This window comes from Herbiconiux sp. SALV-R1 (assembly GCF_013113715.1).
Lineage (GTDB): Bacteria > Actinomycetota > Actinomycetes > Actinomycetales > Microbacteriaceae > Herbiconiux.
In genome coordinates this window covers 4,143,659-4,162,172 of record NZ_CP053344.1, presented here as the reverse complement: position 1 = coordinate 4,162,172, position 18,514 = coordinate 4,143,659, and the positions used below count along the sequence as shown (strand labels likewise).

The 18,514-nt window shown below is 69.8% G+C and carries 17 protein-coding genes; 1 reads left to right on the top strand and 16 read right to left on the bottom strand.

Annotated elements, in window-relative coordinates; genetic code table 11:
* Positions 1–34 precede the first annotated feature (34 nt).
* The 16 genes from HL652_RS19785 to HL652_RS19710 all read right to left on the bottom strand — a co-directional run bounded on the left by HL652_RS19785 (position 35) and on the right by HL652_RS19710 (position 17,106).
* Positions 35–268 carry a hypothetical protein gene (locus tag HL652_RS19785; RefSeq protein WP_171706891.1) on the bottom strand — a complete coding sequence of 78 codons (234 nt, stop codon included), beginning with the start codon at positions 266–268 and terminating at the stop codon, positions 35–37.
* A gap of 89 nt (positions 269–357) precedes the next feature.
* Positions 358–2,496 (bottom strand): hypothetical protein, encoded by a 2,139-nt coding sequence (locus HL652_RS21995; protein ID WP_171706890.1) that lies wholly within the window; start codon positions 2,494–2,496, stop codon positions 358–360.
* A 60-nt stretch (positions 2,497–2,556) separates the two neighbouring features.
* The gene (locus HL652_RS19775) at positions 2,557–3,246 is read right to left on the bottom strand and encodes a GntR family transcriptional regulator (protein ID WP_171706889.1); all 690 of its coding nucleotides are present in this window, start codon (positions 3,244–3,246) and stop codon (positions 2,557–2,559) included.
* Between the two features lie 30 nt (positions 3,247–3,276).
* Complete coding sequence (locus HL652_RS19770) at positions 3,277–3,714, bottom strand: hypothetical protein (RefSeq protein ID WP_171706888.1); 438 nt, start codon at positions 3,712–3,714, stop codon at positions 3,277–3,279.
* A 56-nt stretch (positions 3,715–3,770) separates the two neighbouring features.
* Positions 3,771–4,361 (bottom strand): flavin reductase family protein, encoded by a 591-nt coding sequence (locus HL652_RS19765; RefSeq protein WP_171706887.1) that lies wholly within the window; start codon positions 4,359–4,361, stop codon positions 3,771–3,773.
* On the bottom strand, positions 4,358–4,978 hold the full coding sequence (locus tag HL652_RS19760; protein ID WP_253743498.1) for an enoyl-CoA hydratase/isomerase family protein: 621 nt from the start codon (positions 4,976–4,978) through the stop codon (positions 4,358–4,360). Before HL652_RS19760 ends, HL652_RS19765 begins: the two co-directional genes overlap by 4 nt.
* A gap of 78 nt (positions 4,979–5,056) precedes the next feature.
* Positions 5,057–5,341, bottom strand: a complete 285-nt coding sequence (locus tag HL652_RS19755) for an antibiotic biosynthesis monooxygenase family protein (RefSeq protein WP_171706885.1) — start codon at positions 5,339–5,341, stop codon at positions 5,057–5,059.
* Positions 5,342–5,343: 2 nt separating this feature from the next.
* Entirely contained in the window at positions 5,344–6,585 is a 1,242-nt protein-coding gene (locus HL652_RS19750) for an acyl-CoA dehydrogenase family protein (RefSeq protein WP_171706884.1), read from the bottom strand.
* 146 nt (positions 6,586–6,731) lie between these two features.
* Positions 6,732–7,772 (bottom strand): AraC family transcriptional regulator, encoded by a 1,041-nt coding sequence (locus tag HL652_RS19745; RefSeq protein WP_171706883.1) that lies wholly within the window; start codon positions 7,770–7,772, stop codon positions 6,732–6,734.
* Between the two features lie 57 nt (positions 7,773–7,829).
* Positions 7,830–10,004, bottom strand: coding sequence for a glucosidase family protein (locus tag HL652_RS19740; protein ID WP_171706882.1), 2,175 nt, complete (start codon positions 10,002–10,004; stop codon positions 7,830–7,832).
* An 11-nt stretch (positions 10,005–10,015) separates the two neighbouring features.
* The gene (locus HL652_RS19735; RefSeq protein ID WP_171706881.1) at positions 10,016–10,828 is read right to left on the bottom strand and encodes a carbohydrate ABC transporter permease; all 813 of its coding nucleotides are present in this window, start codon (positions 10,826–10,828) and stop codon (positions 10,016–10,018) included.
* 8 nt (positions 10,829–10,836) lie between these two features.
* Positions 10,837–11,715: a carbohydrate ABC transporter permease gene (locus tag HL652_RS19730; protein WP_171706880.1), complete on the bottom strand. Its 879-nt coding sequence runs from the start codon at positions 11,713–11,715 to the stop codon at positions 10,837–10,839.
* Between the two features lie 15 nt (positions 11,716–11,730).
* The gene (locus tag HL652_RS19725; protein WP_171706879.1) at positions 11,731–12,999 is read right to left on the bottom strand and encodes an ABC transporter substrate-binding protein; all 1,269 of its coding nucleotides are present in this window, start codon (positions 12,997–12,999) and stop codon (positions 11,731–11,733) included.
* The gene (locus tag HL652_RS19720) at positions 12,996–14,894 is read right to left on the bottom strand and encodes a class I mannose-6-phosphate isomerase (protein ID WP_171706878.1); all 1,899 of its coding nucleotides are present in this window, start codon (positions 14,892–14,894) and stop codon (positions 12,996–12,998) included. Before HL652_RS19720 ends, HL652_RS19725 begins: the two co-directional genes overlap by 4 nt.
* Positions 14,891–16,003, bottom strand: coding sequence for an ROK family protein (locus HL652_RS19715; RefSeq protein WP_171706877.1), 1,113 nt, complete (start codon positions 16,001–16,003; stop codon positions 14,891–14,893). The genes HL652_RS19720 and HL652_RS19715 overlap by 4 nt, the downstream gene beginning before the upstream one ends.
* An 89-nt stretch (positions 16,004–16,092) precedes the next feature.
* Positions 16,093–17,106: a LacI family DNA-binding transcriptional regulator gene (locus tag HL652_RS19710; RefSeq protein WP_253743495.1), complete on the bottom strand. Its 1,014-nt coding sequence runs from the start codon at positions 17,104–17,106 to the stop codon at positions 16,093–16,095.
* Between the two features lie 177 nt (positions 17,107–17,283).
* On the opposite strand from HL652_RS19710, the gene HL652_RS19705 reads away from it, so the two are divergent.
* The gene (locus HL652_RS19705; protein WP_171706876.1) at positions 17,284–18,486 is read left to right on the top strand and encodes a DUF4185 domain-containing protein; all 1,203 of its coding nucleotides are present in this window, start codon (positions 17,284–17,286) and stop codon (positions 18,484–18,486) included.
* Positions 18,487–18,514: the final 28 nt, after the last annotated feature.

Sequence of the window (18,514 nt, the reverse complement as noted above, 5' to 3'; positions counted from 1 at the left end):
ATCCTGGCGTGGTGCCGCCCCGGAGCGACAGTCGTCAGCCGATGTCACCCGCCACGATGGCGTCGGCGTACTTGCGCACGTCGGGGCCGGGCTCGTAGTCGATGAAGCGGTCTTTCAGGTGGCGGTTGAGCTCGGCGTACACCTCGTCCGGCGAGGCGTCGGCGTGGGAGGCGGCGGTCGCCTCGACGGCCTCCTGCAGCACCCGGTCGGCATCGTCGAGGATCTTCGCGCGTGCTTCGTCGTTCCAGCGGATCTTTGTCTTCTCCATGCGCCCCACGCTAGGCCTCCCCTCGCGACCGGCAAGGGGCTTGCCGGTCGCCCTCACGGGAGTAGGGCCGCGGGGGCCGTGCCGACGTCTTACCGGCCCATTCGCGCGAACCGTCGCCTCCCGACGAGCGCTCCCACACCTGCGGCAAGGAGCAGTGCGACCAACCCGACGGCGTTCGCCGGGGATGCGCCCGTGTCGGCGAGGCGAGACGACCCCGCGCCGGCGCCGGCGGCGCCTCCCCCTCCACCGGCGTTCGCCTTCGACGCGTCGTAGCTGAGCGAGATGCGCTTGTCCGCGTCCATCACGGTGACGACCGGGTCTGCCGCCCCGGCATCCGCCGGCTCGAGGATGCGCGCCGTGCACTCTGCGCCACGGTCGATCCCGCTCACCGTCAGCGTGCGCTGCTCCCCCGCGAAGCGCAGCTGCTCTGAGGTGACGACGTCGCCGGCCACCGTGCAGGTCACCCCGACGCTCACGTCAGGCTTCGCTCCCGTCGCGTTGAGGACGGGCTGGTCGATCGTCAACGTCGTGGAGAGCTGCGGAGGCACCACCGGAATGATGAGCACCACGCCGTCGTCGAACACCGTCGGGTCGAGGGTGCCGCCCGTCAGGAAGATCGCCCCGTCGACCGCGTACGACGACCCCGCTCCCCCGCCGCCGCCGGCCGAGCTCTCGCCGCCGCGGCGGCCGAAGCTGCCGCCGCTGACGATGCCGCCCCCACCCCCGCCGCCGGGGGCCTTCAGGAACTCGCCATTCTGACCGTCGTCACCCGAGGCGCCGTCGGAGAAGCCCCCCGCACCTCCGTCGCCACCGAACAGGCCCCCGCCTTGACCGCCCGCGCCGGCCTCGCCGATGCCTCCGGCCACCGGCGTGCCGATGCCGACACCCCCGTTGCCGCCCGAGCAGTTGCAGACCGCGTCGAAGATGGGGCCGCCGGCGCCGCCACCCCCGCCCGCCCCGATGCTCGGAGCCGAGTTCCCCGGGACCACCGCGGAGGATCCACCCCCTCGCCCACCGGTCTTGGTCAGGTCGTGCGCGCTTCCGCCGGCCCCTCCCGACGACCATCCGTACCCGCCGTGGTCGCCCGCGCATCCGACGACCACCTTCAGCTGCGTGCCGCCCGCAACCGCGAACTGACCCGTGACGAGCGCGCCGGCCCCGCCCTGACCGTTGTCCTCGGTCGACTCGCCCGCGCCTCCTGCGGCGACCACCATCACACCGGTGGCCGCGTCGGGCAGCACGTCGTCTTGGGTGCCGCTGGCGCAGGTGAAGACGGATCCGGACGAGGTGTAGAGGAGCACGGTTCCGTCGCCGGCCGCGTTCCACGGCCCGGAGGCGAGGAAGCGCCAGGTCACGACCGAGGGCGCGACGTACGACTGGCCGCCCCCGCCGCCGCCCGCGGAGGCGTAGTCCTCGGTGCCGTCGGGTGTGCCCGTGAACCCGCTCGATCCGCCGCCGCCGCTGCCGCCGTCGGCGTACCCGCCCCCGCCCGCTCCGGGAGTCGGGGCGATCGAGACCGTCGTGTTGTCCTCACCGTCGGGCTGCCCCGCTCCTCCGCCGTCGCCACCCTGGGCTCCGTCGCTCGAGGTGCCCGTCGGGGAGCCGTTGCCGCCCGAGGAGGCGGGCTGCCCGCCGTCTCCCCCGCTGCCGCCCGGCGCACCTCCACCGAGAGCGTCGCCTCCGGCACCGCCACCGCCTCCCGCGACCGCTATCACCTCGCCCGACGTGCCGTCGAGCACCGCACTCGACCCTCCGCCCCCGCCACCGGTCGGCATGAAGTCGGGGGTGGCGACCGAGCGGCCGCCCTTCCCGCCCGAGGTGAAGCCGACGCCCGGTGCCGCGCCCGAGGCGGCGCCGCCGATGATGACGTCGAGCGTCTGACCCGCACTCACCTCGAAGGTCGCCATGGTCAACCCGCCCTGGCCGCCGGGCTGCCCCGAGCTGTTCGCACCCCCCGCTCCGCCGATGACGAGGGCGGTGATGCGGCTCACACCGGTGGGGACGGCGACCTCGTGCGACGACCCCGGCTGCCCGTCGACCTGGCAGAACCCGGTCTCGAAGGAGCATCCGTCGGCGACGCTCTCATCGGCGGCGCTCTCGCGGGCGACTGCCGATGACGGAACGGCGAACCCGGCGCCCACGAGTGCGACGGCCGCCCCCAGGGCGAGCAGGTGACGCAGACGGGCGATGCCTCGCGCTCGCGGTGCGGTGACGACGGATGCGGGCATTGGGTCTCCAAGGTCGGGGCCGGAAGGAGCACCAGTATATTGGTGCTGGTTCCGCCCGGGTCAACCCCCCGATCGGGTCTCCTCGCGCGGGATCCGAAGGTGCCGCAACGCCAGCATGGCCGCCGCGGCCGGCGCGGGATCGCCCTGCCGGAACGCCTCCACCACGCCGAGCTGCGCCCTCTCGACCGTGTCGACGTCGATGTGGTCGGGAAGACTCAGCCCGCCCAGCCTGATGACGAACACGACGCGACGAAGGGCGTCGACCAGCACCGGGTTGCGCGACAGCGGGAGAGGCACGGCGTAGAACGCGAAGTTCGTGCGCGCCATGCCGATGTCGTCGGCTGCAGCACGCGCTGCCCCGAAGGCCGCGTGCTGCTCGACGAGCGACGCGACGATGCCGGCGTCTGCGCGAGGGATCACCTCTTCGCAGAGCACCTGGAACAGACCCGTCCACGTGTGCAGGGCCTGCTCGGTGCGCACCGGCGACACATCGACGATTCGTGTGTGCCGGTTCGCTGCCGACTCGATGACACCGAGCATCCGGAGCCTCTGGATCGCTTCGCGCACCGGGGTGCGCGAGATGCCGAGGTGCTCGGCGATTGTCGCGTCGTGCACGGTCATGCCGGGCCCCAACTCGCCGGAGACGAGCGCCGCGCACATCGCCTCGAACACGACGTCGGCCGCGGCCCCACGAGGAATCGCCGCGCCCTCGATGCGGGGCAGGAACGAGTCGATCGCCTTGAGCACCACGCCTGAACCCTAGTCGACGCGCACCCCACCTCACTCCGCGGAGCGGTCGGTGATGTCGACGACGGCGACGTACAGGGCTTTGCGGAGGTCGAGGGTCGCATCCTTCAGGAGGGTGTTGTCGACGACGTAGGCGAGCCCGGTGGCGAGGTCGCGCCTCCCGGCGTGGAGCTGCTCGCCCTGCAGGCGTGCGGCGAGCACGAGCCCGAACACGAGCAGGTCGACCGACCCGTCGTCGTGCACCCTGATCATCTGCGGGTCGGCCTTCGCCGGGTCGACCCCCGCGGCCCGCAGCTGCTCGAGCGAGGTGCGGTGACGGATGGGCTGCTCCGCGACCGCCAGGCAGTAGTCGGGCCGATCGGGGCCCGCGATGACCCGCAGCAGCCGCGCCCTGACGGGGAGCTGGGCCGCCAGGTCGTCCGGCCCCACGTCCATCCGGTCGATGCTGAAGACGGGCCCGTTCTCGCTCATGACCCCATCCTGCCCCGCTTCGCACGGTCCCGGCGCGTGGTCGACCCTCCCTCGGCTCACACCGCAGAGCGCTCGCTCAACTCGTGCCAGGTGCGGTTGTGGTAGACGAGCGGGCGCGCGCCACGCCCATCCGTTCGATCGCTCTCGTCCGCCGAGCCCGAGGAGTGAGTGGCGTTGACGACGACGAGGGTCGAGGTTCCCGCCTGCAGCGTGGTGACGACCGTGCCCCGGATCCAGTCGGGCGCTGCGAGGAAGCGGGGCTCGCCCGTGCCCAGCCGTTCCCAGGCCCAGCCGCCGGCGAACCGGTCGACGCCGCTCGTGGCGCACAGTCGCGCGAGACCGAGCTGGTCGGCGCCGAGAAGGTGCACCACGACCGAGGTCGATCGCGTGATCGCGGGCGCCGCCGAGGAGAGCTCCGACACCGAGAACACCAACAGCGGGGGCGTCGCGCTCACCGAGAAGACCGACGTCGCGGTGAGCGCGACGGGCCCGTCTCCCGGGTCGGCGGTGATCACGGCGACCCCCGCGGGATGATTGCGGAATGCGGCCTTGAACTCCTCGGCACTCAACAGCGTGCTCGTCGAGAGCTCGTCGACGAGACGGCCATCTGCGATGCCGGGCGTGTCGTCATGGTCGGTCGTGGTCATGTTGTGTGGTCCTTCCGGAACATGCTGCTGAAGTGAGTGAGCGCTGTGTCCAGCGCCCTGTCGTAGTCGAGATCGGCGAGGTGGTACGCCAGTGGACGCCCTCGGCGCGCCGCCTCGCCTCCACGCGAAGCGGCCCGAAGCCAGGCGACCGCGGCGGCGCGGGGATCGTCGGTGACGATGTTGACGAGCCCCAGCTCCCGCGCCCGCTCGGCAGGGAAGGGGATGCCGCTGGCGAGGTTCTCCATGGCGGCTCGTGCGCCGACCCTGTGGAGCAGTGGAACTTGGGCCACCATCGGCCAGATGCCCTTCCCCGCCTCGACCGTCCCGATCGAGATCCCCGATCGACAGGCCGCGTAGTCGGTGCAGCACAGCAGAGAGGCACCGGAGGCGAGCGCATCCCCTTCTGCGGATGCGGCGACGGGTTTGCTGAGACGGGGCATCACGCGCAGCAGGTCCGCGAGCGCCGCTGCGAGCTCGACGGAGTCCTCCGGCGACCTGATCGATGCGAGGTCGAGTCCACCGCAGAACATCTCGGGGCCGCCCTCGATGAGGATCCCCGTGACCTCTGAATCGGCGTCGGCCGTCCGAAGATCCTGCTCGAGGCCGGCGATCGACACCAGGTCGAGCAGGTGTCCCGGCGCCCCTTCGAGAGCGATGGCTGCAATGCCGTCATACGTGCGATACATCCGTGCCGCCTACCGTTCGAAGTGCGCGACAGTGGGCGGTGAGCTGAAGTAGCGCCCGATCACCTCGCTGAGTTCGATCGCCGCCGCGCTCGACGCGAAGGTGTCGAGGTGGTCTTCGACCCTGTCCCACCCGACCTTCATGAGGTAGATACCAGGTTCGTCGATGCTTCGCTGAAACTCGACCGACCGGCATCCCGGCGACGAGAGAAGGATGCTCGAGGCAGCGGGATGCGAAGCCTCGAAGGCGTCGACGTCGTCAACGGCCACCGTGAGGAGTGCATACTCGTGCACCATCGTCAGATGTCCATCGTGAGGGCGTCGTCGGCTCCAAGGAGTACCCGGCCGTAGACCTCCTTGCCGACCTCCGGGCTCACGTAGGCGTGCCGGCCTGCGATCTCGGCGTCGCGCCAGATGCGGGAGAAGACGTTCGCCTCGGCGAAGGAACCTGCTCCGTTCGCCGTGACGAGGGCGTCGATCCCGTCTTTCACGAGCTCGGCGACGATGCCGGTGTCGTTACGGATGCGCGCCCGCGTAGCCTGGTCGGGCAACTGCCGCAGCACGGCGTTCAGGTCGATGATGTCGGCGGCCTCGCCGGCCAGCAGCTCGGCCAGCCGGAACTTCGTCGCCGCAGCCGCGACGCCGAACTGGTGTGCCGGCGAATTCTTGGCCTGCGTGTACCGCGTGTAGGCGACGGGCTTCTCGGGCAGCTTCTGCACGGTGAGCTCCAGGGCGTGGCGGGCGAGCCCGAGTTGCGGTGAGATGAGCACGAGGGCCGCGACGGGGATGAACGCCATGTTCGCGTTGCGCTCCGTGTCGGCGAAGGGCGTGAGGTAGTGTGCCTCGCGCATGTCGACGAAACGTTGCACGCGGTGGTCTGGCACGAATTGGTTCTCGAGCACGATGGTGTCCGATCCCGACCCCTTCATCCCGGTGACGAACCAGGTGGGTTCGATTGTGAACTGGTCGCGCGAGAACAGGGCGAGTGCGCGAGGGTCTTCCCCGTCGGCGACGTCCATCGCGATGCCGAGAGCAGCCCAGTCGGCGGCGAACGAGCCCGAGGAGTACGGCCAGCGGCCGCTCACCAGGTAGCCGCCCTCCACCCGGGTCATCGAGCTTCCCGGGGTGAAGATGCCCGCGACCTTCGCGTGCGGGTTGCTTCCGAAGACATCGTTCTGCGCCTCGACCGAGAAGGTGGTGGCGAACCAGGTGCACACGTTGAGCAGCGACGCCGCCCAGGCGGTGGAGCCGTCGCCCCGGGCGATCTCGGCGAGCACCTCCATCGAGGTGCGCATGGTGGCCTCGTGCCCACCGAAGCGCCTCGGCACGAAGAGGTTGAGCAGTTCGGCGTCTTCGAGAGCCTTCATCACGACCGGCGATACTGCTTGGTTGGCCGAACTCTCTGCGGCATGCTCCCGGATCAGCGGGACCAGTGCCGTGGCTCTGGCGACGAGTTCCTCGTCGAAGTGCGGGCGGTACAGGTCGAGTTCGTCGAGCTGTTCGACGGAGGGCGCTGAGACGTCGTGTCGGAGAATCGTCATCGATCCGAGCCTTTCGGGAGCGGGGCCGATCGCGGGGTGCGACCGGGCGGGTATGACGACGATAGATTTCACCCCGCAGAGCACGACAGCCGCGTGCCGAAGCGCGGGCGGCCGGATTGCGAAAGGTGACCCGAGCCGTGCAGCGCTCAGGCGCCGAGTGAACGCCTCAAGGTCTCTGCGGGATTCTCCCCGAAACGAGCGCGATAGTTCGCCGCGAAGCGCGCGTGATTGGAGAAGCCCCATCGGTACATGACCGAAGTCACTGTCTCCCCTGTCGCCGGTTCGAGCAGATCGGCCCGCGCGCGTTCGAGTCGCACCTTATGGTGATAGGCGCTCGGTGTCGTGCCGAGGCTCTCACGGAAGCCCTGCTCGAGTCGACGGACTCCCACACCGGCGTGACGAGCCAGGTCGGCGGCCGTGAGCAGCACCTCGGGGGCGCCGTCGATGAGCTCCACCACCCGCCGCACAGCGCCAGGCAGCGGCGCGCTGCGCCCTGCCGCCAACTCCTCCCCCAGATTGTGGTCGGCGGCGAACAGCAGCTGACAGATCACGGCGCGTTCGAGATAGTCCGACACCGTGCCGGGCAGCCCACCCATGCTGACGGAGTCCACGAGGCTGCGGAGAGCACGGTTCCACTGCTGGCCGGCCGGCGTGCCGAGATCGAGTGCCATGCCGAACTCCAAGCGGCCGGGCACGGGGCGCCCGAGCAGCCCCTCGAGCTCGTGCTCCAACGCAGCCCGGCTGATCTTGAGGCACAGTTGCGCGGCGTCCGCGCTCCAGAACGGGAGCTTCGTGGGTCCGTTCGGCGTGAAGACCGCCGCCGTTCCAGGCCTCGCGAGCACCGACTGGTCGCCGCATCGGGAGCCGATCATCCCGGCCACCGGGACGTTCACATGGAAACCGTCGATGGTTCCCGGGTCGACCACCGCCTGGTGACCGAAGCGGACGAACCCGACGGTCACCCGGCCGAGTTTCGCGGCGTTCAGTCGGCCATGGTCGAGCTTGGGCTTCGACCCGACCACGTCGACGAACGCCGGGTAGTACGCCGCGTTGAGCCGATCGCGGAAGAGATCGAGGTCATGCTCTTCGGTGGAGGGGAGGATCAGGTCTTGCTCGGCCTCCGACAGGGCACCGTCGACCCGCGTCGCCCGAACCCCCGTCAACAGGGTTCCCTCGTCACCCACCATGTGCTGCTCCCTCGCAATGGCCTGCGGCAACTGTAGCCCAGCCGACGGCCCCTTCGGCTAGCTGTAGTGCCCGGGGAGAGCGGCGACGACGCGCCCGTCTGCGTGCACGTCGTAGAGGCGGTCACCCGCGCGCACTCCCCGCAGCACGGCGTCGGGGTCGAGCGCGGACGCTGCAGCCGCACCGCTCCCGATGAGCGACAGCGACCCGTCGAGCGCCACGGAGACGCCGAACAGCGACTCGATCACGAGCGCCACCCACGCGCCCGACGACGAACACGCCCAGTCGGTGATGTAAGGCAGCTGCGGCGGCGCCTTGCGCGCCCCGCCGTTGATGCCGGCGAGCGCCTCCTCCACGAAATGCGCCTGCCCGGTCGGCCCTTGGTTGGTCGAGCGCACGAGACCGCCGATCCATTCCGTCGCCACCCCCTCGGCGCCGAGCGCCACGAGCGCCCGCGCGGCGTCGGCGGGCCAGGCCGGGTAGGCCCCGTTCCACTGATGGTCGGGGCGCACCGAGAAACTGGCGTCGGGATCCCAGGGCGAGAGGGCGCGCATCCAGTTCTCCGTCTGCAGCTCGCGCCGGAAGAACGCCACCATCTCGGCCCGCTGCTCTGCCGTCAGGTCACCGGCGATCGTGGTGCCGACCACGTTGAAGTCGTAGCAGTGCCGCACCGGCAGCCGGCTGCCGTCGGGCTGACGGGCGACGAAGTGCCCGGTTCCGGGGTCGTAGAGGTCGAGCACGTCGGCCACGAGGTCGTCGGCCTCGGCCCGCAGCGACACGGCGAGCACCTCGTCGCCGGCGAGCGACGCCACGTCGGCGGCGGTGCGCAGGCACCACACGTTCGCGGCGTTGAGGCTCGCGACCTCGTGGGTGTACGAGCTCACGCACTCGAGCAGATTGTCGATTCCGCCGTAGTCGGCCAGCGGGCCGCCGCCGCGGAGTCCCTGCCAGGCCTTCGCCCACGACAGGAGGTGCTCACGAACGGGGCGTCCGTCGGCCATCTCCTCGTCGAGATACCCGCGGTCGCCGGTGAAGCGCACGTAGTCGCTCACCAGTCTGGTCATGGCGTAGTCGTTCACCGAGTACCAGCGCCCCACCGGGCCCCCGGTCAGCGACGACGTGCCGAAGTGGGTGTGGATGTCGCTGCCGATCCAGTGCGTCAGCTGCCGTTTCATCTCGACGGGGTCGAGCAGGGCGTGCGACACCGAGCTGAGGCTGTAGTCCCAGATGAACGTCGTCGTGGCCCAGTAGTTCGGCATCAGAGTGTCGTACGAGCGCCCGAGCACGTTCCCCGCGAACTCGCGCCGGAACCAGACGACCCCGAGCGCTCCCCACCAGTACAGGCGGCGCAGATCGTCAGACGCGGTGTCGAGCACAGGGAGGTGCCCCGAGTACTCGCTGTCGCCGGGGGTGAAGATCGCCTCGAGCTGCCGGTTCCACAGGGCTTCGGATGCGCATACCGCCCCCGGTACGTCGGCCGCGACCCGGGCGAACCCGGCCTCCGCCTCCTCCCGCGAGGTCGCGACGCACTGCACGAACCCGAATCGCGCCGCGCCACCGGTCAGATCGAGCGTCACGGCGACCTCGCCGCCACGCCCCATCCCACCGATGCCGATCTCGAACCCCTCGGTCTCCCCCACCGGGATCCCGCTCAGCCGCGCCTCGGCCGACACGTCGACACCCTGCACACTCCAAGCACCTCCGCCGGGGTCGCCGAAGACGAGCGCCGATGCCCACCCGCCTGCACCCGTCGACACGGTGTTCGTCGCATCCGGTGGCTCGGCGTCGAGCCACGCGTGCCCCGCATCGGTCACCCGCGCGTTCAGTGCCAGCGTCAGCGTGGCCGCCTTGCGTCCGCCCGCCGAGGCCGGCGCGAGCGGAGTCACCACGACGTCGACCGCCACGGCCGTCTCACCCGGCACGCAGACCGTCGTCGTGACGATCTCCAGCCCGTTCACCGACGCCGTGCGCACCACGCGATCGGGCCGCCATTCGTGCGTCACCGGCACCCCGTACGACTCGAAGACCCGCCCGTCGACGAACAGCACACCCGTCACGGCGCCGCCCTGCGCCACGGGCGGGAAGGTCACCGCGCCCACCGCCGTCAGGTCGTGCTCGACCCGGGTCGTTCCGAGGAAGTTGGTCAGGCCGGCGGGCGCGATGAGGTCGTCGTAGTGGTGGGTGACGGAGTCGGCGGCCAGGTCGTCGACCGTGGGGAGGAGCGGGTTCGACATTCGAGGCCTCTCTAGTACTGCCCGAGCGCGAGGCCCTTGGCGAAGAACTTCTGGGTGAACAGGAACAGCACGACGGTCGGCAGCGACACCAGGATGCCCGCCGCCAGCACCGTCGAGAGCTGCGCGCCGCCATAGGTGCTCTGCATGCCGCTGAGCGTCGTGACGATGGGCCGGACGTCGTCGGACTGGCTGAGGGTGAGCCCGAGCAGCAGGTCGTTCCACACGAAGGTGGCCTGCAGGATGAAGATGGCCACCAGCGCGCTCATCGCCATCGGGATGTAGACCCGCGTGAAGATGCGCCACGTCGACGCACCGTCCACCACCGCGGCCTCGAACACGTTGTGCGCGATGCCGGAGAAGAAGTTGCGCATCACGAAGGCCGAGAACGGCACCGAGATGGCGGTGTAGATCAGCACCATGCCGAATCGTGTGTCGAACAGGCCCACTCGCGAGTAGCCGTCGAACAGCGGGATGAGCACCATCTGCAGCGGGAACACGGTGCCGCCGAAGATCACCACGAACCACGCGAACCCGTGCTTCAACCGCAGTGCGACGATGGCGAAACCGGCCGCCGCACCGACGAGCACGGCGACGATCGGCGAGACGACGGCGTAGATGAGCGTGCTGAGCACGGCGTCTCCGAGGCCCGACAGCGACAGCGCATCCGCCATGTTGTCGAACAGCGCGAAGCCGTTGGGCAGCCACGCCTCCTTCGAGGTGAAGTCGGCGGGCGACTTGGCGGCGTTGATGACCAGGAGGTAGACGGGCAACAGCCAGATGATGCCGGCGACGATCAAGACGGCGGTGCGGATGGATCTCGACATCGAGCCCCCTAGATCTCGTTCTTCTTCGACAGCTGCTGCCGGAGATAGAGCACGGATGCCACGAGCGTGACGATGGTGAGGAACACCGCGATCGCCGAACCGAGCCCGTAGTCGCTGTTGACGAAGGTGTCTTTGTACATGGTGAGCGCCAAGGTCTCCGACGCTCGCCCCGGCCCGCCCTTGGTCATGCCCTGCACGATGTCGAAGGTCTTGAGGCTCGCGACTATCGAGAGCCCGATCACCACGGCGGTCAGCGGGCGCAGCATCGGCCAGAGGATGCTGCCGAACAGCCGCGCCCCTCGGGCTCCGTCGAGCCGCGCGGCTTCGAGCGGCTCCTTCGGGATCGACTGCAGACCGATCGTGAACAGCAGCGCGTTGACGCCGACGCCCTGCCATGCCGACGCCAGGATCATCACGACGGTGTTGAGCGGAGCATCCAGCAGCCACCGCGGCGGATCGACGACGCCGACCAGCGCGAGCGCCTGGTCGAGCGCCCCGTCGCTCTGCAGGATGAACGACCAGATGAGCCCCACCCCGATGCCGGAGATGGCGTACGGGATGAGGAAGGGCAGCCGCAGCCAGATGCCGCCCTTGAGATCGAAGGTGAGGAGGGCCAGCCCCAGCCCGAGCCCCACCGGCACGATGAGCGTGCCCGCCACCCAGAGCAGTGTGTTGCCGAGCGACCCGAAGAACTCGGGGTCGGCGAACATCGCGCCGTAGTTGGCGAGGCCCACCCAGTCGGGGTCGCCGAGGCCGTTGTACTCGGTGAAGCTGAGGTAGGTCGTCCACAGCAGCGGTGCGTACAGCAGCACCGCCACCAGGATCACGCCCGGGGCGATGAACCCCCGGGCGGACCACTGGTAGCTGGTCGAGTCACGACGAGACACGAAGGCTTCCGCTTCCTAGTTCTGGTCGGCCCAGTACGCGTCGGCGGCATCCTGGATCTTCTGCAGGAACGGCAGCGGGTCGCCCGGATTCGCGTTGAACGCGCCGAACTGCTCGAGCGCGACGGTGAGGATGGGGGTGGGCGTCGCCTCGAAGTAGCGCTCGACGAGCTGGTCGTCGGTGGCGACCGAGGTGCCGAGCTCGCTCAGCGATTCGTTGGCCACGGTCGCCTTGGGGTTGAAGGGCACGTCGCCGCGGGCGTCGCTCCACGCGGTCTGCGCCTCGGGGCTCATCCACCACTCGGCGAAGGCCATGCCGAGGTCGCGCTGCGGCGAGTTCTCGGCGGTGCAGAGCGGACCGGTCTCGACCGCCACCGGGTTCGGGGTGACGGAGGCGTCGACGGCGGGGATGACGAAGAAGTCGTAGTCGGTGCCCTGTGTCATGCCTGCGGCATCGAGCGACGCCCCGAAGAAGCTCCCGAAGTTGATCATCGCCATGTCGCCCTGCTTCAGCATGACCGCCGGGTCGGTGGTGCTGCCGGCATCACTGAACCAACCCTGCTTCTGCTGGTCGAGCCACACGTTCATGATGTCGACGATCCGCGGGTCGGTGTACTTCACCTCGCCGGTCGAGAGGCCGTTGTAGAGCTCCGGGTCGGTGCCGGCGACGAGCTGCTGGAACCACGGAAAGGTGAACAGCACGCTGGTCTGGTAGAACGGCGTCACGCCGTTCGCCTTGAGGGTCGCGGCATCGTCCATCAGCTCCTCCCACGTGGTGGGCTTGTCGAGCCCGTTCTCGTCGAAGATCGCCTTGTTGTAGTACATGATCCAGTAGGCGATGTTCATCGGCACGCAGTACTGCTTGCCGTCGATCGTGTAGTACTTCTTCAGGTCTTCGCTGACGTAGCCGTCGTCGATGGCCTTGGTCCAGATGTCGGTCGTCTCGGCGACCAGATTCTCGTCGACGAGCTCCTTGAGTGACGACCCGGTGTGCCAGCTGAAGAGCCCGGGGCTCTTGTTGGTGCGGAACGACTGGCGGATGAACGCGTCGTACTGGTTCGCATCCGAGTACCCCGTGGTGTTGAGCTCGATGTCGACATCGCCCGAGGAGGTCTCGCTGAGCGTGTCGAAGTCGGGCTCCCAGGCCGCCTTGTCGGTGTAGAAGTTCAGGGTGCCGGTCGTGGCGCCGTCTGTGGAGTCGCCTCCCCCGCCGGAGCAGGCGGTCAGGGCCAGTGCGGCCACCGAGACGGTGGCGAGCACGCCCATTCTGCGCGGTGTCGATTTCATCGTGAACTCCCTCGTTCGGTGTGATGGTGCGGTGTCGCGTGGTGCGCGGGGTCTTCCGTGCCGCGCACGGAGGCTTTGACGGTGGCGAAGCGCTCACTCGCCGAGGTCGCGGTGCGCCGGATGATGTACGGCCCCACGGCCGCCGGCACGATGAAGGTCTCGGCGTAGTGCACGGTGTACGGAGGGAAGGCGTCAGTGGGACTGACCACTTCGACCTCGTCGCCCTCCACCAGGTTGAGCACGTTCACCGTGCCCTCGGTGTCGTGCGCCGCCTCGTCGGCGAACCAGTTGCGGCGCACCTCGATGAACTCGAGCTCGTGCAGGCCGGTGCGCTCCTCGCGGTCGCCGTTCGGATGCTCCTGCAGGATCTCCACCTGGTCGAGCAGGTTCTCGGCGACCCAGTCGGTGGTGCGGTCCCACTGGATGTTGTTGCCGCCGTGCTCGAGGTGCACCGGCCGGGGAACGCCGTCGAGGCCGAGTCGGCCCCAGTCCCAGAGCTTGAAGGTGAAGATGAAGGGCGTCGCCGAGATCTCCAGCACCATCGAGTTCGCACCCGACGCGTGCACCGTTCCTGCGGGGATCGCGAAGTGGTCGTGCTTCTTGGCCGGGTAGGAGTTGACGAATCGGTCGGCATCGAAAGGATGCTCCCCATCCGTCGCCGCGCGCAACGCCTGCATCATCTCGGCCGGGTCGGTTCCCGACTTCAGCCCCAGGTACACCACGGCGTCGTCGTCGGCGTCGAGCAGGTAATAGCTCTCGTCTTGCGTGTAGTGCATGCCGAAGGTCTGCTGGATGTAGTCGGTCAGAGGGTGCACCTGGAGCGACAGGTTGCCGCCGCCCACCGTGTCGAGGAAGTCGAAGCGGATGGGGAACTCGGCCCCGAACCGCGCGAAGGTCTTGGCGCCGAGGAGCTCGCGCGGCTGCTGCAGCACGAGGTCGATGGCGGGGATCTCCACCACCGCGCGCTCGCCCTCCGGGGTGACGCCCTCGAGCAGCAGCGAGTTCTCCTCGGGGACGCAGTCGAAGCACCAGGCGTAGTTGTTCGCCGTGGGTTCGAGGTCGAGGCGGTCCTGCATCCAGTGACCGCCCCAGACGCCGGGGTCGAAGAACGGGACCACGCGCAGCGGGCCCGTGGTGGCCTTCTCGAGCGCTGCGCGGAACGCGTCGCCGGTGACCATGCCGCCCGTCGCGTCGCGAGCGGCGCCGTCGACCACGAAATCGACGCGGTCGAAGAAGCGGCGCTTGTGGCGGTCGGCCATGCGCCACTCGACGAAGAAGCCGCGCTTGTACTTGCGCAGGGTCTCCTCGGTGGAGTTCGGCGTGCGCCAGTTGGTGGCGCCGGCCCGCAGCCGCAGCTGGAGCTCCCAGCGCGCGAGGTCGACCAGCACGAGGGCGTCGGCGTGCGGTGCGGCGAGCTCGGCACCCCAGCCGATGACGACGGTGGGCCGGTCGAGTCCACCACCGGCTCCATCGGCGCCGCCGGCTCTGTCGGCTCCGTCGGCTCCGCCGGCTCCGCCGGCCAGGCGCCGGCGTACTGCGGCGAGGCGCTCCGAATCGTAGAACGCGGGGAGGGTGAGGTGGCTCAGCACACCGAACACGCGGTCGTCGGTGAGGTTGGGGGCGATGAGGCGGTCGATGGTCTCGACGGGGAGGGCCGCGGCATCTTCGATGTCGATGACGTGGTACTCGGGCAGGGCGGCTGCGACGGCCCGCGTGAAGGCGGGGAGATCGACGCCGGGGTAGGTGTCGATCGCGATGACGGGGGCGCGCTCGCCGCTGCGCTCCCGGGCGGCGACGTCGACCGCGGCCCAGGCTTCGCCGCCGTGCAGCACGGTCGCGCCGTCGGGCAGCGGAATGGTGGGCTGTTTGTCGTAGCTCGACGGGCGGGAACTCATCGGGTTCGGGGCCTTTCGGTTGCGGAGTCGTCGGTCGCTCGGGCCAGGGCGGAGAGCCCCAGCACGACGGAGCTGTCGGGGTGCTCGGGCACCACCAGCGGCGGCCGGGACGACGACGACCAGAGGTGGGCGTGCACCTGTTGGGTCAGGGCGGGCAGGATGAGCGGCGCCGACCGCATGACGCCGCCCGAGACGACCACGACGTCGGGGTCGTAGGCGTGGCAGAGGCCGACTATGGCAGCGCTCCAGGCGCGAACGTAGAGGTCGAGCAGCGCGCGGGAGTCGGGGTGCTCGAGCGTCTCCACGATGTCGGCGATGCCCACCGCCCGCCCCGCCTCGATCCGCCCCCGCAGCCCGCCACCCTCGCCCGCGCGGCCCCGCCCCGGTTCAGAATCGCGAATCTCGCGCGTTCCGAGCGCCAGAGCGCCCTGGTCGTCGCCGTGTGTGCGATTCTGAACGCGCTCGATGGCGGCGAGGGAGCGCTCGAGGGCCCAGGTGCTGGCGATGGCCTCGGCGCAGCCGACGTTGCCGCAACTGCAGACGGGGCCGTCGAGGTCGATCGTGACGTGGCCGCCGAGGATGCCGGCGTGGTCGTGGCTGCCGTGCAGCAGCCGGCCGTCGAGGAGGGCGGCGGTGCCGATGCCCGTGCCGAACACGGCGATCACGGCGTTCTGCGCGCCGCGGGCGACGCCGTAGCGGGTCTCACCGAGCAGGGCCGCGCGGGCGTCGTTCTCGACCACCGCCGGCAGCCCGAACGCCTCCCGAGCCCAGGCGTCGAGGTCGCGCCCGGCCAGGTACCCGTACTTGGCGTGTGCGGCGACGAGCGCGGCCCGCCCGCGGTCGACGACCCCCGGCACGGCGATCGCGACGACGGATGCGCCGCCCCACGCCTGCGCACCGGTATCAGCCCCGCCGGTGGCTGACGCTCCTCGGCGACCCACGTCGCCCGCGGGCAGCTGCTCGACGAGGCGGCGGAGCTCGGCGGCCGCGCGGGCGAGGTCGTCGGGGGTGCCGTGCACCGACAGCTCCGAGCGGGTGAGGATGCGCCCGGCGTCGCAGACGCCGAGCTTGATCGCCGAGCCGCCGAAGTCGATGCAGAGCTCGGTCATCGGCGCATCCTCTCTGATGTGGTTGGCTTGGTATCGTTACCATAGCCGCACCGCGTCGACCACCGCAACCCGTACGCCGGGAACCGGGTTCAGGCTCGAGCGACGCGCAGCGAGACCGGCAGCTCGATGGTGCGCGCCGGCCCGGTGTCGCCGCCCAGGCGCTCGAACAGCAACCGCCCCGCGACTCGGCCCAGTTCGCGGGCGTCATGGTGCAGCACGGTCACGGGCACCGGCATGAGTTCTGCGAGCTCGAAGTCGTCGAAGCTCACGATGCTCGGGAACTCGCGGCGACCCGCCATCGAACGCCGCCCGATCTCCTGCAACGCGCCGATCGTGTTGCGGTTGTTGGCGCAGAAGATCGCGGTGGGCGGGTCGGCGAGATCGAACAGCTCTTCGGTCGCGATGCGAGCCGATTCGACGTCTTGCTGGCTGCGCCGGATCAGCTCCGGCGCCAGCGTCACGCCCTTCTCGTCGAGCGCACGCTGGAAGCCATCGAACCGTCGCTGCCCGGTGATCACCGAGAGCACGTTGCCGAGGTAGGCGATGCGGGTGTGCCCCTCGCGAAGCAGCTTCATGGTGCCGCTGTAGGCGCCGCCGACGTCGTCGAGCACCACCACGTCGGCGTGCAGCCCGTCGACCCGGCGCGATGCCAGCACGAGCGGGGCGTCACCGAGCCTCTCCCGGCTGAGATGGTCGTAGGCACCGCCGGAGGGCACGAGTACGAGCCCCTCCACCTGACGGCCGACGAAGTCGGCGACGAGCTGCCGTTCCCGGCCGATCGACTCGCCGGTGTTCCCGAGCAGGATGCGCCGCCCGTGTTCGGTCGCGATCTCCTCCACCCCGAGCGCGAAGTTGCCGTAGTAGGGGTTGGCGAGGTTCGTGATGGCCACGCCGATGAGCCCGCTCGGCTGGCCGGGCCGCAGGCTGCGCGCGTTCTCGTTGCGTCGGTAGCCGAGCTCCTCGACCGCGGCCAGAACCCGCTCCTGGATCTCCGGTCGCACGTTCACGCCTCCGCCGAGCGTGCGCGACACGGTCATCGGACTCACTCCCGCGCGGGCCGCGACCTCCTTGACCGTGGGCGGTCGCGATTCGGAGCGCTTCACGTGTCATCCCTTCGAGAGCAGGCCGCTGATCCACGGTACAACCTGCTTGCCGTCGGGTCGGTCGATCATTGGCGTCGCACCGCGTGAGGTGCTACCGTTCGGGCTTGATAACGTTAACAGGCGCAGACAGAGCTGTCGAGGCCGCGGTGTCTGCCGATCGCGAGAGGATTCCCGCTGATGATCATGCGACGACGAGGTCGGCCGATCGGGTTGACGACAATGGCGGCGGCGGTGACGGCACTCGCCCTTGCGGCGACGGCGGTCCCGGTGGCGGCGAGCGCGAGCGCGGTCGCTCCCGCGGCGGCGGCACACACGGTGACCGGCGTCTCAGCACGGCCGGCGGCCGATCATCCGACCCTCCCGTGCATCCAGACCACCGTCAGCACGAACGACGGTCTGACGGTGTTGTTCAACGAGTACGGCGACACCGCCGGACGCTGGACCGGCGCTGACTCCTCCTACAGCGTGCTGCTGCCCGACGGCCGAACCGCCTGGATCTATTCCGACACCTTCCTCGGCGAGGTGAACCCCGATCAGTCGCGCCCGGCCGACTCGCCGTTCGTGCACAACTCGATCATCGTCGACGACGACGGGTCCCTCACCACGTACACGGGAGGGACTGCGGCCGATTCGACCTCCCTCGTGACCGTGCCGGGCGGCGACGAGTCGCAGAACTGGTACTGGTTCGGTGACGGCACTGTGGAGGGCGGGTCGCTGCGGGTGCTGCTGCTCGAGTTCGAGAAGACGGGCACGGGCGTGTTCGACTTCGCGTTCGCGGGAAGCGCGATCGCGTCGTTCGACATCGCGACCCTGGCGCTCACCGGCACGACGGCCCTGCCGGAGTCGGGCATCCACTGGGGCTCGGCAATCCTCGAAGAGGGCGGGTACACCTACATCTACGGGGTCGAGGACCAACAGGCGCAGAAGTGGGCGCACCTCGCGCGGGTGCCGTCTGGCCAGCTGACGGATGCGTCGGCGTGGCGGTATCTCGCCGACGGCGGCTGGGTGGCCGATCCGACGGCATCGAAGCGCGTGCTCGAGGGCGTGTCGAACGAATTCAGCGTGCAGAAGGTGCACGGCGCGTACCTGCTCGTCACGGGCGACGCCACCGAGGCGCTGAGCGCGAAGATCGTGGGGTACGCCGCGTCGACGCCCGAGGGCCCGTTCGGGCACAAGACGCTGCTCTACACGACCCCCGAGACGGGCGGGAACGTGTTCACCTACAACGCGAAGGCGCATCCGCAGTTCACGCACGGCCGCACCATCACGGTGACCTACAACGTGAACAGCTTCGACACCGCCGATGTCTACGCTGACGTCGCGAACTACCGCCCCCGGTACATCGACGTCACGGCCTCCCTGGGGCCGTGCGGGAACTGAGCGGACGCCACGGCGGGTGGCCGTTCTC